Below are 13,453 nucleotides of genomic sequence, written 5' to 3' on the forward strand. Positions count from 1 at the left end.
GGCGTACGGCGATCGAGAGGCAAGACGTTTGTCGACCTATCGAAACAGGATTGTTGGACAATCTGTTTGACGCAGCGGCCACCGTGCCGTCTGATCACCCTGGCTCTACAGTGACGACCAAGCGCGACGCCGAAGTTCGCGCCAGCCAGGCGGGAGACGGCCGGGAATGATTGAGCTCTATCACTGCCACGACGCCCGGTCGTTCCGCGCGCTGTGGGCCCTGGAGGAGATGGGATTGCCCCATCGCCTCCACCTCCTGCCCTTCCCGCCCCGCATCCTCCAGCCCGACTATCTGCGGGAGAACCCGCTGGGCACGATCCCGCTGATGGTCGACGGCGACGTGCGGATGACCGAGTCCGCCGCGATCCCGCAGTACCTGGCCACGCGCTATGGGCCGACGCCGCTGGCCGTCGACGTCGACGAGCCGGACTACGGGCTGTGGCTGGACTGGCTGCACCGCAGCGAGGCGACCCTGACGTTCCCGCAGACGATCGTCCTGCGCTACACGAAGCTGGAGCCCGAGGGGCGCCGGCTGAAGCAGGCGGCCGACGACTACGCCCAGTGGTTCCTGTCGCGCCTGCGTCACCTGACCCGCGCCCTGGCTGACCGCGAGTGGCTGTGCGCCGGACGCTTCACCATGGCCGACATCTGCGTCGGCTACGCCCTCCTGCTCGCGCGGGACCTGGGGTTGGACCACAAGTTCAGCCCGGAAATCTCCGCCTACTGGGAGCGTCTGGCCGCCCGTCCCGCCTTCCTCGCGGCGAAGGCGGCGCAGAAGCCGGACTAGGCTTTCAGCGCCGCGTCGATCGCCGCCCGGAACGCCTTGGCCACCGGCGCCACCAGCTCGCCCGACACGCAACGCATGTCATCGCCCGCGGTGTGGAAGAAGCGGTGCCCGCCGTAGAGGCCGATCGCCGAGCCGTAACCCGCCTCGATCACGTTCACCAGCTCGCCGCCAGCATTGGCCTTGTTGGCCTCGTAGACGGCCTCCAACCCGTTCAGGCCCTTGAACGCGGCTCGCGTGCGGTCCAGCAGGTCGGGCGTGGCGGTCAGCACCCGCTGGGAGTCGGCGCTGGGCAGAGGGCGCAGAGTGGCCAGCTCGTGCCAGTCCCGCGCCGCCGCGCTGGCGCCGATATGGACCCAAAGGCGGGTGTCGGCGGGCTTGGGCGCGTGGTGCTCCAGGTACTGCTCGCCGCCGAGATAGATGTACTCGTGCCCGCTGGTGGCGACGAACTCCAGGTTCACGCCGGGCTTGGCCGCCGCCAGCGCGTGGGCCAGCGAAAGCCACACGGCCACCCCCGCCCCGCGCTCGGCCGCGCAGCCGAACCAGCCCGAGCGCGGCGTCGTGACGATCAGCGTCTTGGCGGCGCCGCGATCCAGCCGCCCGATCAGGTTGAAGGTCGGCCGGCGGCCGACCTCCGCATCGACCGTCAGGGTCACCGTCGCGCCGGCCTTGGCGGCGGCCACGAACGGCTCGGCGTCCTTGGGGGCCAGGATGACGACGGGCTTCTGGAAGCCGGGCTTGGTCGCGCTGACATTGAGGCCGATCGCCTCGCCCGTCGGACCGGTGGTGACGACCACGGCCGCCGCCGCGCCGCGATCGAAAACGTCCTTCAAGGCCAAATCCACGGGAGGCTGGGCCATGCTGACCCAGCGGCTGAACGGTAGCACGACCAGGGCGATGGCCCCGTCCAGGCTCCCGCCGGCGTTCGCCGGCTTGAGCGGCAGGGTCAGGCCCTCCACGCCCGTGGTCTTGACGATCGCTTGCGGGAACACCGTCGCCACGCGGTCGCCCGCCGCCACGGTCGCCTTGCGGACCTCGGCATAAGGGACCTCGAACGTCTGGCGCTCGCAGCGATAGCCCAGGGCCGTCAGGTCGCCCTCCAGCCACGCCCCGCTGGCGGTGTCGCCCGACCCGCCCGAGGCCTTGATCCCGAAGCCGGCGAAGCGCTCCAGCACGGCCTGCAGCCAGGCCGCGTCGGGCGGCGCGACGGCCGGAGCCGCCCGCGCCGCGGTCGCCGCGCCCGCCGCGAGCACGCCCCCCCCCAGAAGAAGATCTCGACGCGACGCGCTCATACCGGCTTCTCCCAGGAACCTACGCTTACCAACGATAGACGATGTTCGCCCCAACCGTGCGCGGCGCGCTGTAGCGGTTGGCCAGCGGCTGGCCGGCGGTCTGGAACTGCAGGAGCGCGATCGACTTGTCCGTCAGGTTCTGCACGAACACCGCCACCTGCACCTGCTTGATGTCGACGCCCGCCCGCAGGCCGACCATATCGATATCGTTCAGATAGATCGCCGGCGTGGCCGCCGTCACCGTATCCTGCACGCCGCCGGTCTGGCCCTGGTAGGAGATGTTGCCGAAGGCGGACACGGCCTCGGTCAGGCGATGGCGGTAGTCGATCGTGGCCGACGAGGTCCATTTAGGGATCTGCGCCACCGACGAGCCGATCAGCGGCAGGCCCGAATAGTTGGCCGGCGTCGAGACGTAACGCGCCCGCTGCCGCGCGCCGTTGACGGCCACCGTCAGGAGACCGCCGCCGACCTGGAAACGACCATCGATGGCGGCCGAGACGCCCCGCGCGTGGACACTACCGCCGTTGATGTTGAAGTTCGTGCCGCCCTGCTGGCAGGCGTTCACCACGGTGCAGCCGTCGGTGATGACGGTGATGGCGTCCTCGGTCGTCGACCGGTAGGCGGCCAGCCGCACATAGATGTTCCGCGTCGGATTGCCCTTGAAGCCCACCTCGTAGCTGGTGGTGTCCTCGTTGTCGTAGGTCGGGCGGAACGGGTTCGGCGCGAACGGCGAGGACGTCCGGGCGTTGACGCCGCCGGCGCGATAGCCGGTGCCTGTCTTGGCGTAGACCAGCGCGGGGATCGGCCCGTCGAACTTGTAGCTGGCGGTCAGGGTATAGTTCAGGCGATCGGACTTGAAGACATAGGACGCCGGCGCCACCGACAGGGTGTCGGTATAGAGATTGACCGTCCGCTGGCTGGCCTTCTTCTTGTCGCGCGAATAGCGCAGCTCGCCCGCCAGGGTGAAGGGGCCGGTCCGATAGCGCATCAGGCCGTAGACCGAGTTGGACTGGTTGCGCAGCGGCGCGCGCGACGAGGTGCCGAACACCGCCGGGAACGTCGCCGGACAGGCCGTCGAGGTCGGCAGCGGCAGGTAGCACAGCGGCGCGGTCGGCGTGCCGGCGCAGATGCCCGCGCCGAGTCGGAAGGTGCACGGCGAGGTCGAAAGATCCGTGCCGTTCAGGTCGTGCTGCAGCAGGTAGCCGACGCCGCCCAGCCAGTCGAGGTCGCCGTCCATGGCCTGACCGGCCAGGTGGAAGTCCTGGTAGAAGGTGCGGTCCTTGGCCACGGTCGTGCTCTGGCCGAACGGATAGAGACCCAGCTGGCCCTGCTTCTGCAGCGCGGCCTCGGTCGCGAGGTCGACGGCCGCCGCGTAGTTCTGGCGCGAGATCCAGTGCGAGGCCATGGTGGTCGAGGTCAGCTTGCCCCAGCCCAGGTCATAGTCGGCCAGGATCATGGCGCGTTGCGCCTGCTGGTGGACACCGTCCTTGCCGTCGTGCGGCACGACGTACCTGTCCTGGGTGAACCCCAGGGGCAGCGCGGCGACAAGGCCCGGCTTCACGACATAGCTGTTCAGGAAGCTCGGCAGGTTCAGGTCCTGGCCGTCGACCAGAACGTCGAGATCCAGCGGCCCCTTGCGGTAGCGCACCTGGCCCCGGGCGATCCAGCCGTCGGTGTGGTCGTAGTACTTGCCGCTGTTGGGGTTGTAGACCGGCCCTTGCCCTGGCCGATCGACTGGAAGCCGATCCGCGTGGCGACCTCGTCGGTCAGCTGCTGGTTGACCACGGCCGAGACCTTGGTCTGCTGCAGCTGCTCGGTGTAGTTGGCGCTGACATAGCCGGAATCATTGAACTTCGGCTTGGCCGAAACGATGTTGACGATCCCGTACTCGGAGTTGCGGCCGTAGAGCGCGCCCTGCGGGCCCTCCAGCACCTCGACCCGCTCCAGGTCGAAGAAGTCCATGTGACGGAAGTTGCCGCCGCCCAGGGTGCTAGAGCCCACATAGGCGCCGTTGACGAACAGGCCCACGCCCGAGTCCGCGCCGGTCGCGCGCTGGGTGCCCGAACCCCGGATCGAGATTTCGCTCAGATTGTTGGATTGCAGGTCGTTGAAGCGCACGCCAAGCATGGTGCGCAGCAGGTCGCCAGTGCCGTTGACGGGACCCATGGCGTTCAGCTGGTCGGCGGTGACGGCCGAGATCGTCGCCGCCACGTCCTTGAGGCTTTCCTCTTTCCGCTGCGCGGTGACGACGATCTCCTCGATCGCCGGAATCTCGTTGGACGGAGCCTTCGTCTGGGCCATCGCCGGCGCGGACACCGCCAGCGCGACCGCCGGCGGACATGAACAGGTATCGCACGAAACCCTCCCTTTCGACGCTTTCTTTGGTGCGCCTTTTGACGAGAGGACACACGCGACGTCCGGTAGTGTCAACGAAATTGTACAACAATCTTAAATGAATTATTGGAATATTCTTATTCCATTGAACGGCAATATGATCACTATCCGCTTTCGCGAACCGGATTTCGCCGCCAAGATGGTCACGTCGCCGACAAGCGATCCTCAGCCACAAGACCCAAGGGTTTCCTGCGCCATGCCCGAGCCGCTCGCGCGCTCCCCCACCGCCCCGACGCTCGCGGACTCGCTCCGCCGCCAAATCCAGGACGGCCTGCTCTCGCCGGGCGAATGGCTGCGCGAGGCGCGGATCTGCAACGAGTTCGGCGTCGGGCGCACCATCGCCCGCAAGGCGCTGCGCACCCTGGCCGACGACGGCCTGGTGGTGATCGAGGAGAACCGCGGCGCCTATGTCGCGGCGACCTCGGTGCAGGAGGTGTTCGACCTCTACGAGGTGCGCGCCGCCCTCTACGGCTGCGCCGCCCGCTTCGCCTGCATCCGCGCCACGCCCAAGCACATGGGCGAGACGCTGGACCTGGTCGACAAGCTGATCACGGCGTCGGAGACCGGCGCCTCGGCCGAGGACCTGATCCACCAGAGCGAGGACATCTTCAGCCGCCTGGCCGGCGTCTCAAGCCAGGACGCCCAGAAGATGATCGAGTCCATCCGGCGCAAGACCCGCTGGCACTATTCCTATGTCAGCCTGGCCGAAAGCACCGATGGCGCGCCGTTCAATCACTGGCGCGTCGTGCGCGCCGGCCTGGCCAAGCGCGACGGAGCCATGGCTTCGGAAGGCGCGCGCAACATCCTCTACCACATGCAGAACGAGGCCATGCGCCTGATGATCTCGCGCGGCTACGGCCTGATGCCGACCGAGGACACCCGGCCCGCGCGCGCTCGAAAGGCCTCCGCGTAACCCACAGAAGCGGGACAACCGACATGACCTTCGCGATCTCACGCCGCCGCTGCCTCGCCGGCGCGGGCGCCCTGGCGGCCACCCCGGCCCTGGCCGCCGCGACGCCGCCGGATCTCCAACCCGTGTTGGACTATGTCCAGGGCCAGAGGACGACAGGCTTCCTGATCGTCCAGGACCGGCAGATCCTGGCCGAACGCAACTGGCCCCTGCCGGCCGACGCCGCCGACTTCCGCCTGGCCTTCACCTACGGCCCCGCCCCGGACGGCGCGCTGCTGGAGGACGTCGCCTCGCAGCAGAAGAGCTTCGTGGCCGTGCTGGCGGCGATCGCGATCGACAAGGGCCTGCTGGACGTCGAGAGGCCGGTCGCCGACTACATCGGCGCGGGCTGGTCCAAGGCCTCGCCGGAGCAGGAACAGGCGATCCGCGTGATCCACCTGCTGACCATGTCCTCGGGCCTGAACGAAGCGTTTGGTTATGTCGCCCCGGCGGGAACGCAGTTCTTCTACAACACCCCCGCCTACGCCGTGACCAAGCGCGTGCTGGCGGCGGTCGCCAAGACCCCGCTGGAGACCATTACCCACGACTGGCTGACCAAGCCGACGGGCATGACGAACACCGCCTGGCGCCAGCGCCCCGCCGCGCTCGTTGTCCCGGGCAACGCCACCGGCCTGGTCACCACGCCGCGTGACATCGCCACGTTCGGCCAACTGGTGCTGGATGGCGGCAAGGCCCGCGACGGCCGCCAGGTCGTGTCGCAGGCGTCTCTCTCGACCCTCTTCGCCCGCTCGGCGACCAACTCGGCCTACGGGCGGCTGTGGTGGCTGAACGGCGGCGCCGAGACGGTCCGCGCGGGCGGCGTCCGCACGCCGGGCCAGCTGATCCCCGCCGCCCCGGCCGACCTGGTCGCCGCGCTCGGCGCCATGGACCGTCGCCTGTATGTCGTCCCAAGCCGCAAGCTGATCGTCGTGCGCACGGGCCAGGCGGCGCTGGACAAGGACTTCGACCAGCAGCTGTGGTTGCGCCTGTCCAAGGCCCTGGGCTAGCGGCGGCGGCTCGGGCCGCCGCCGCTCCCCTTCAGGTCTTCTTGGCCCGCCGCGCCAGCGCGATCGTGCTGATCAGCGACACCATGCACATGGCGAACAGGTAGACCGCGATCGAGCCGCTGGACTTGAAGCGCTCGAACAGCGCCGTGGCGATGATCGGCGCGAAGCCGCCGCCGAACACCGAGCCGATCTGATAGCCCAGCGAGGCCCCGGAATAACGGACCTCCACCGGGAACAGCTCGGCGAACAGCGCCGCCTGCGGACCGTACATCAGGCTGATCAGCACCAGGGCGACGCCGATCGCCGTGGTGATGGCCACGGGCGAGCCGGTGTCGATCAACGGGAACATGGCGAAGGCCCACAGGCCGCACAGCACTGCGCCCGCCATGAAGATGCCGCGCCGCCCGAACCGGTCCGAGGCCGCGCCGCACGCGACCAGCACGGGGACCATCACCACGCTGCCGATCATCACCGCCGACAGCATGGTCTCCTTGGGGATGCCGACGGTGGTCGCGCCATAGGCCACCGCATAGGTGATGGCGACGTAGAAACAGGTGTTGTTGGCCACGAACGCCCCGCCGGCCAGCAGGACGTCGGCGGTGTGCTCCTTCAGGATCCGCACCAGCGGCGGCGCCCTGGGATGATCCGCCGCCTCGGCCTTGGCGGCTTCGAACGCCTCGGGCTCCTCCAACACGAACTGGACGTAGAGACCGATCAGCACCAGGGCCAGGCTCAACAGGAACGGAACCCGCCAACCCCAATCGAGGAAATGGTCGGCCGGCAGCAGCACGCCCGCCAGCAGGAAGACGACATTGGCCAGGACCACGCCCAGCGGCACGCCGATCTGCACGAAGCTGCCGTAGAAGCCCTGCTTCCCCGGCGGCGCGCTTTCGATGGCCAGCAGCGCCGCCCCGCCCCACTGCCCGCCCACGGCCAGGCCCTGGACAAAGCGCAAGGCGACCAGCAGCAGCGGGGCCAACGCTCCGACGCGGGCATAGGTCGGCAGCACGCCGACCAGAGCCGTGGCCACACCCATGATCAGCAACGCGACAGCCAGAGCTCGCTTGCGGCCGAACAGGTCGCCGAAATGGCCGAACAGCAGTCCGCCGATCGGCCGGGCGACGAACCCCACCGCGAAGGTGCTGAAAGCCGCGATCTGGGCCACGAACGGCGGCAGATCGGCGGGGAAGAACAGCTTGGGGAACACCAGCGCCGCGGCGGTGCCGTAGATGAAGAAGTCGTACCACTCGATCGCCGCCCCGGCCGAGGCCGTCACGGCGATCTTGATGATCGATGAGCCCGTAGGCGCCCTCTGTCGGGCCATGATGTCCTCCCCGCGCTCTGTCGGCGCGTCGTTGCGTGATGGGCGGCCGGATCAGTTCCGGCGGCGCTCGTAGGTCTCGGCCTGCTGGCCGACGATGCGGATCAAGGCGCCGATCGAATGGTCGACATCGATCAGGTGCAGGCCCCACGCCAGGTCCGGCCCCGCCTTGCGGACGATCTCGCCGCCCAGTTCGTCGGTGCGCGGATCGGCGGGATCGGCGTTCACGTGCAGGGCCAGGTAGTCGAAGTCGCCCCGGCGGACACACTGGGTCGTCACCAGGCCCGGCGTCTTCACGAACGGCGTGCCGATCGGCCGCATGGGCCGCACCCAGTCCGTCGGACGATCGCCGCCCGAGCCGTTCAGGAAGCCCCTGGTCAGGAAGTACGACTCCGGCTGTCCAGGCCCGCCCGCCAAGTTCGCCGGATTGACACAGGCCGCGCGCAGACCGTCCCGAGCCCGGCCAAAACGCGCGGTCTCCGGCGGCGGCAGGCGATCGCGGAAGGTGACATAGGTGATCACGCAGCCGATCTGGCCGGCGTCATGGCAGAGCGGCGTCGACTTGAAGGAGCCGCCGACGTCCTTGTCCGGCGGCACGGCGACCAGGCCGCCCATCAGCAGGGCGGAGACCAGCTGCTTGTGAACCGGCTTGCCCTCGATCTCCTCGGCCAGTAGGCGGGTCAACATGACCGTCCCCTGGCTGTGACCGATCAGGACGACGCCCCGCCCCTTGTTCTCATGGGCGAGGTACCAGGCCCAGGCGTCGAGGACGTCGGCATAGGCTCCGACGCCGGGCGGCGGCGGATCGCCCTCGGGCGCGGGTCCGCCGCTGGCCACGCGCAGGCGGCGCAGCGTGCCCTGGCGATACAGCGGCGCGAACTGACGACACACCGAGCCGAAACGGGCGAATTGCAGCTTGATGTCGTCCCACTCGTCGGCGTTCGGCGAGAAGTCCGAGATCCAGCCCGGATCGTTCGACACGGTCGGATAGACGAAGAAGCAATCGACCTTCGGCGCCTTGGCCGGAACATGGCGTTCGACCGTCAGCTTGCCGCTGGGCGCGACGATGGTGGCAGTCAGGTCGACCTTGCAGCGGTTGTCCTTCAGGTCTGGCCGGCACAGCCACAGCGCCGTGTCGGCGTAGTCGGCGTGCGCGACCGTGGGATCGGGCGCCCGGGCCAGGGCGGCGCCGTGCGCGGCCATCAGCGCCGCCAGCCCGAGCAGCCACCGCATCACAGGACCTCGAAAAGACCCGCCGCACCCATGCCGCCGCCGACGCACATGGTGACGACGACGTGCTTGGCGCCCCGGCGCTTGCCCTCCAGCAGCGCATGACCGACCAGACGCGAACCCGACATGCCGTAGGGATGACCCATCGCGATCGCGCCGCCGTTGACGTTCAGGATCTCGTCCGGAATGCCCAGGTGGTCGCGGCAATAGACGACCTGGCAGGCGAAGGCCTCGTTCAGCTCCCAGAGGCCGATATCGTCCATCGACAGCGCGAAGCGCTCCAGCAGCCGTGGGATCGCGAAGACCGGGCCGATGCCCATCTCGTCGGGCTTGGTCCCAGCGACCGCCATGCCGACATAGCGCCCCAGCGGTTCCAGGCCGCGCTTCTCGGCCAAGCCCGCCTCCATGACCACGCAGGCCGAGGCGCCGTCCGACAGCTGGCTGGCGTTGCCGGCGGTGACCACGCCGCCCGGCCGCACGGCCTTGAGGGCGGCCAGACCTTCCAGCGTCGTCTCGGGTCGCACGCCCTCGTCGCGCTCCAGGGTCACCTCACGATGCGAGATCGCCTGGGTGGCCTTGTCGACGACCTTCATCGTGGCGGTCATCGGCGCGATCTCGGCGTCGAGCCGGCCGGTCTGCTGGGCGGCGGCGGCGCGGTACTGCGAAGCCAGGCTGTAAAGGTCGCAGGCCTCACGGGTGATCCCGTAGCGCGCGGCGACGGTCTCGGCGGTGTCCAGCATCGGCATGTAGGCGTCGGCATGCAGAGCCACGAGACCTGGATCCTGGTCGACCCGCAGCTCGGGCGTCTGGACCAGCGAGATCGACTCCACGCCGCCGGCGACGATCACGTCCATGCGGTCGACGATGATCTGCTTGGCCGCCGTGGCGATGGTCATCAGGCCCGACGAGCACTGACGGTCCATGGTCATGCCGGGGACGGTGACGGGCAGGCCCGCCCGCAGCGCCGCCATGCGGCCGATGGTGTGCTGATAGCCTTGCGGCAGCGAACAGCCGAGGATGCAGTCCTGGACCTCGTCCGGCGCCACGCCCGCGCGCTCGACGGCGGCGGACAGGGCGTGGGCGGCCAGGGTCGGCGACGGGGTGTCGTTGAAGGCTCCGCGATAGGCGCGGCCGATCGGCGTGCGCGCCGTGGAGACGATGACGGCCTGACGCATCACGCGCGCCCTCCCGCGACCTTGGCGACCAGACCGGCGCTGGCCACCTCGCGCTCGGCCTGGGCGAAGCCGTAGGCCGGCACGGTCTCGCCAGCGCGATCGGTGACCTCGTCCCACTGGCGGATCAGCACCTCGCCCGCGTCCGCGCCGCCGCCGATGTAGCGGCCCTCGGTCAGGGTCACGTTGGCGGTCGCGAAATGGCCAGCGCCGGCGCACAGGATGGCGCGGGTCGGGGCGTCGTCATGCACCAGAGCCAGCAGGCCCGGGCTGACCAGGGCCGGGTCGAGGCGTTGCAGGCTGTCCTCCGACAGCACGCCCTCGGTCATGCCCGTCGCCGCCGTCGGGGCCAGGCAGTTGACCCGCACATTGTACTTTTCGCCCTCGATGGCCAGGGTCTGCATAAGCCCGACCAGCGCCATCTTGGCCGCGCCGTAGTTGGCCTGGCCGAAATTGCCGTAGAGGCCCGAGGACGAGGTCGTCATGACGATGCGGCCATAGCCCTGCTCGCGCATGATCCCCCAGACGGCCTTGGCGCAGACCGCCGCGCCCATCAGGTGGACGTCGACCACCAGGCGGAAGTCGTCGAGCGTCATCTTGGCGAAGCTCTTGTCGCGCAGGATGCCGGCGTTGCTGATCAGGATGTCGATCCGGCCCCAGCGGGCCACGACCTGTTCGACCATCGCCCCCACCGCCGTCTCGTCGGTGACCGAGGCCGCCACGCCGATCGCCGCACCGCCGGCGGCCGCGATCTCGGCGGCGACGCGGTCGGCCGCCTCTTGGGTCAGGTCATTGACGACCACCTTGGCGCCCTGGCTGGCAAGATACAGCGCGTGGGCGCGGCCCAGCCCTCCGCCCGCTCCAGTGACGATCGCGACACGTCCGTCCAGCAACATCGAAAATCCCCTTCAAACTCGCGAACCGACGTTCGCATACTTTTTCACTAACTCGACAGTGAGCATCTTAAATAGACCGCCGGCCCGTGAGCGGCGCCCACTTCTAGGTCTTCTCCGGCTCCTCGCGCCCGCAGACGGACAGGAAGCCGGCGGCCATGAAGGCGGCCATCCGCGCCTTCACGGCGGCGAAGTCGTCGGACTGGCAGGCGCCGCGCGACAGCTTGTCGATGCGCCCCGTGCGGGCCAGGGTCAGCATCAGCGCGCCGGTGACGAAGTGGTAGCCCCAGAAGATGTCGGCCTCCGAACACTGCGGCAGCGCCCGCTTCAAGAGATCGATCAGCCGCAGCACCACCGGATCGAAATGCTGGTCCATCAGGGCCGCGCCCCATTCGGGCGTGTTGGCCACCTGGGCGCCGAGGGCGGCGTAGTTTTTCCATCCCTCCCCGCCCTGGATGTAGAGGTCGAGATCGGTGTCGAGAAAGGCGCGCAGCGCGCCCTCCACGGTCGGCGCGCCGGCGCAGGCCGCCTCGTAGTCGTCCAGCGCCTGCATCCGCCGCTCGCTGGTGACCACCGCCCGGCGGGCGAAGACCGCGTCGAACAGGGTCTTCTTGTCCGCGAAGTAGTAGTTCATCAGCGTGTGGTGGACGCCCACCCGCTTGGCGACGTCCTTCAAGGTGACGCCATGCAGGCCGTGCCGCGAGAATAGCTCCTCGGCCGCGTCGAGGATCTGCTCCATCATCTCGGCGCGCTGGTCGGCCTTGGTGGTGCGTCGACGCGGGGTTTCGGACACGGGATGGATTCCCTTTCCTGCCGGCGCGGGAGGCGTGGACGAATGAAGCATCAGCTCCCGCCGTACTCCGACCTCAGCCGCATCTTGTCGATCTTGCCGGTCGCCGCCAGGGGCATGCGTTGCAGGCGGAAGACCGCATCCGGGATCCACCACGAGGCCACGCGGCCGCGCAGGCAGGCCAGCAGCGCCTCGTCGCTGACCTCGCCTTGCGTCTCGACCAGCAGGATCGGCCGCTCGCCCCACTTGTCGTGGGCCCGGCCGATCACGGCGGCCAGCGACACCTCGGGCAGCGCCCCGACCACCGCCTCGATCTCGGCGGGGTTGATCCACTCGCCGCCGGACTTGATCAAGTCCTTGGCCCGACCGGTGATCATCAGATTGCCTTCGCGGTCGATGCGCGCCAGGTCGCCGGTCGCGAACCAGCCGCCCGTGTCGGTCGCCGGCGTGTCGAAGCCGAAATAGCGCTCGATCACCGCCGCGCCGCGCACCCGCAAATGGCCCTCGACGTCGCGCTGCTCCGGCAGGGCCACGCCGTCAGCGTCGGTCAACAGGAAGTCCACGCCCACGGCCGGACGGCCCGACACGGCCGCCTCGCGCGGCGCGCTGAGCGGCGCGACGGTGCCGACGGGCGACAGCTCGGTCATGCCCCAGGTGGTCTGGACGGTGACGCCCAGGCGGCGCTCGATCCGCTCCATCAGGGCCGGCGCGGTCGGGGCGCCGCCGACGACGATGCGCTTCAGCGACGGCAGCTCGCCGCCGTTCGCCTCCAGATGCTCGACCAGGCCCAGCCAGACGGTCGGCACGCCCACGGCGACGGTCACCTCCTCGGCGGCGATCAGGCGCGCCAGGCTGGCGCCGTCGGTGTGACGCCCGGGCAGGACCAGCTTGGCCCCCACGGCCGTGGCGGCGAACGGCAGCCCCCATGCGTTGGCGTGGAACATCGGCACCACCGCCAGCACGGCGTCCGCGCCCGAGATCGCCAGCCCGTCGACCTGCAGAATCCGCAGCGCGTGCAGGTAGCTGGAGCGGTGCGTATAGGTCACCCCCTTGGGCGCGCCCGTGGTGCCGGACGTGAAGCACAGGCCGCACGGCGCGGTCTCGGCGAAGTCGCCCCAGACGACCCCCGTCCCGTCGGCTGTCTCGACCAGGGGCGCCAGCGGCTCGCCCTCGACGGCCTCGCCGTCGATGACCAGCAGCCGCCCGACGCCTGGCGCGATCGCCTGGACCTTGGCGGCCAGCGGTGCGAGGTCGGCCGAGGCGATCAACACGCGGGCTTCCGACTGGACGACCATGTCGGCCAGTTGCTCGGCGGTCAGGCGCGGATTCAGCGTGTGGCACACCGCGCCCATGCCCATGATCGCGTACCAGACCTCGACGTGATCCTGGCTGTTCCAGGCCAGGGTCGCGACCCGATCGCCGGCCCTGACGCCCAGGCCCGCCAGCACGGCCGAGACGCGCCGGGCGCGCTCCATCAGCGCCGCGTAGCCGATCCGGTCGATCCGTCCGTCGCCGCGCGCGGTCGCCACCTCCCTGTCCGACCGCCACTTGGCGGCGTGCTCCAGAAACTTGTCCAGCGTCAGCGGGAACGCCTGCATTTCACCGTCGATCATCGGCACGC

At 69.5% G+C, this 13,453-nt stretch carries 12 protein-coding genes; 3 read left to right on the plus strand and 9 right to left on the minus strand.

Features of this window, described 5'->3' with window-relative positions; translation table 11 throughout:
• Positions 1-166 precede the first annotated feature (166 nt).
• The gene (locus K8940_RS12770) at positions 167-787 is read left to right on the plus strand and encodes a glutathione S-transferase family protein (protein ID WP_223390339.1); all 621 of its coding nucleotides are present in this window, start codon (positions 167-169) and stop codon (positions 785-787) included.
• On the opposite strand, the gene K8940_RS12775 is transcribed toward K8940_RS12770, so the two are convergent.
• From K8940_RS12775 to K8940_RS12785, 3 genes are read right to left on the minus strand one after another with little or no spacing between them, the layout of a single operon-like run.
• Positions 784-2,076 (minus strand): M28 family peptidase, encoded by a 1,293-nt coding sequence (locus K8940_RS12775; RefSeq protein WP_223390340.1) that lies wholly within the window; start codon positions 2,074-2,076, stop codon positions 784-786. The two genes, K8940_RS12770 and K8940_RS12775, sit on opposite strands and share 4 nt — an antisense overlap.
• A gap of 25 nt (positions 2,077-2,101) precedes the next feature.
• Positions 2,102-3,724 carry a TonB-dependent receptor gene (locus tag K8940_RS12780; RefSeq protein WP_223390341.1) on the minus strand — a complete coding sequence of 541 codons (1,623 nt, stop codon included), beginning with the start codon at positions 3,722-3,724 and terminating at the stop codon, positions 2,102-2,104.
• Positions 3,667-4,377: a Plug domain-containing protein gene (locus K8940_RS12785; RefSeq protein ID WP_223390342.1), complete on the minus strand. Its 711-nt coding sequence runs from the start codon at positions 4,375-4,377 to the stop codon at positions 3,667-3,669. Before K8940_RS12785 ends, K8940_RS12780 begins: the two co-directional genes overlap by 58 nt.
• Positions 4,378-4,666: 289 nt before the next feature.
• On the opposite strand from K8940_RS12785, the gene K8940_RS12790 reads away from it, so the two are divergent.
• Entirely contained in the window at positions 4,667-5,383 is a 717-nt protein-coding gene (locus tag K8940_RS12790) for a GntR family transcriptional regulator (protein ID WP_223390343.1), read from the plus strand.
• Between the two features lie 23 nt (positions 5,384-5,406).
• Complete coding sequence (locus K8940_RS12795; protein WP_223390344.1) at positions 5,407-6,426, plus strand: serine hydrolase domain-containing protein; 1,020 nt, start codon at positions 5,407-5,409, stop codon at positions 6,424-6,426.
• Between the two features lie 31 nt (positions 6,427-6,457).
• Here the strand turns inward: K8940_RS12795 and K8940_RS12800 are convergent, their stop codons facing one another.
• From K8940_RS12800 to K8940_RS12825, 6 genes are all read right to left on the minus strand, one after another.
• A complete protein-coding gene (locus tag K8940_RS12800) occupies positions 6,458-7,750 on the minus strand; it encodes an MFS transporter (RefSeq protein WP_223390345.1) in 1,293 nt (430 codons plus the stop codon).
• Positions 7,751-7,801: 51 nt separating this feature from the next.
• Positions 7,802-8,980: a DUF3089 domain-containing protein gene (locus K8940_RS12805; protein ID WP_223390346.1), complete on the minus strand. Its 1,179-nt coding sequence runs from the start codon at positions 8,978-8,980 to the stop codon at positions 7,802-7,804.
• Positions 8,980-10,152 (minus strand): acetyl-CoA C-acyltransferase, encoded by a 1,173-nt coding sequence (locus K8940_RS12810; protein WP_223390347.1) that lies wholly within the window; start codon positions 10,150-10,152, stop codon positions 8,980-8,982. Before K8940_RS12810 ends, K8940_RS12805 begins: the two co-directional genes overlap by 1 nt.
• Complete coding sequence (locus tag K8940_RS12815) at positions 10,152-11,045, minus strand: SDR family NAD(P)-dependent oxidoreductase (protein WP_223390348.1); 894 nt, start codon at positions 11,043-11,045, stop codon at positions 10,152-10,154. The genes K8940_RS12810 and K8940_RS12815 overlap by 1 nt, the downstream gene beginning before the upstream one ends.
• A 103-nt stretch (positions 11,046-11,148) precedes the next feature.
• The gene (locus K8940_RS12820) at positions 11,149-11,784 is read right to left on the minus strand and encodes a TetR/AcrR family transcriptional regulator (RefSeq protein ID WP_411675601.1); all 636 of its coding nucleotides are present in this window, start codon (positions 11,782-11,784) and stop codon (positions 11,149-11,151) included.
• Between the two features lie 101 nt (positions 11,785-11,885).
• Positions 11,886-13,445: an AMP-binding protein gene (locus K8940_RS12825; RefSeq protein ID WP_223390350.1), complete on the minus strand. Its 1,560-nt coding sequence runs from the start codon at positions 13,443-13,445 to the stop codon at positions 11,886-11,888.
• Positions 13,446-13,453 lie beyond the last annotated feature (8 nt).

This window comes from Caulobacter segnis, from assembly GCF_019931575.1.
GTDB classification, from domain to species: domain Bacteria; phylum Pseudomonadota; class Alphaproteobacteria; order Caulobacterales; family Caulobacteraceae; genus Caulobacter; species Caulobacter segnis_C.

Bases quoted from the DNA above. Each gene is read 5' to 3' on its own strand.
- K8940_RS12770 (WP_223390339.1), top strand. From the start codon at position 167: ATGATTGAGCTCTATCACTGCCACGACGCCCGGTCGTTCCGCGCGCTG.
- K8940_RS12775 (WP_223390340.1), bottom strand. From the start codon at position 2,076: ATGAGCGCGTCGCGTCGAGATCTTCTTCTGGGGGGGGGCGTGCTCGCG.
- K8940_RS12785 (WP_223390342.1), bottom strand. From the start codon at position 4,377: ATGGCCCAGACGAAGGCTCCGTCCAACGAGATTCCGGCGATCGAGGAG.
- K8940_RS12790 (WP_223390343.1), top strand. From the start codon at position 4,667: ATGCCCGAGCCGCTCGCGCGCTCCCCCACCGCCCCGACGCTCGCGGAC.
- K8940_RS12795 (WP_223390344.1), top strand. From the start codon at position 5,407: ATGACCTTCGCGATCTCACGCCGCCGCTGCCTCGCCGGCGCGGGCGCC.
- K8940_RS12800 (WP_223390345.1), bottom strand. From the start codon at position 7,750: ATGGCCCGACAGAGGGCGCCTACGGGCTCATCGATCATCAAGATCGCC.
- K8940_RS12805 (WP_223390346.1), bottom strand. From the start codon at position 8,980: ATGCGGTGGCTGCTCGGGCTGGCGGCGCTGATGGCCGCGCACGGCGCC.
- K8940_RS12810 (WP_223390347.1), bottom strand. From the start codon at position 10,152: ATGCGTCAGGCCGTCATCGTCTCCACGGCGCGCACGCCGATCGGCCGC.
- K8940_RS12815 (WP_223390348.1), bottom strand. From the start codon at position 11,045: ATGTTGCTGGACGGACGTGTCGCGATCGTCACTGGAGCGGGCGGAGGG.
- K8940_RS12820 (WP_411675601.1), bottom strand. From the start codon at position 11,784: ATGATGGAGCAGATCCTCGACGCGGCCGAGGAGCTATTCTCGCGGCAC.
- K8940_RS12825 (WP_223390350.1), bottom strand. From the start codon at position 13,445: ATGATCGACGGTGAAATGCAGGCGTTCCCGCTGACGCTGGACAAGTTT.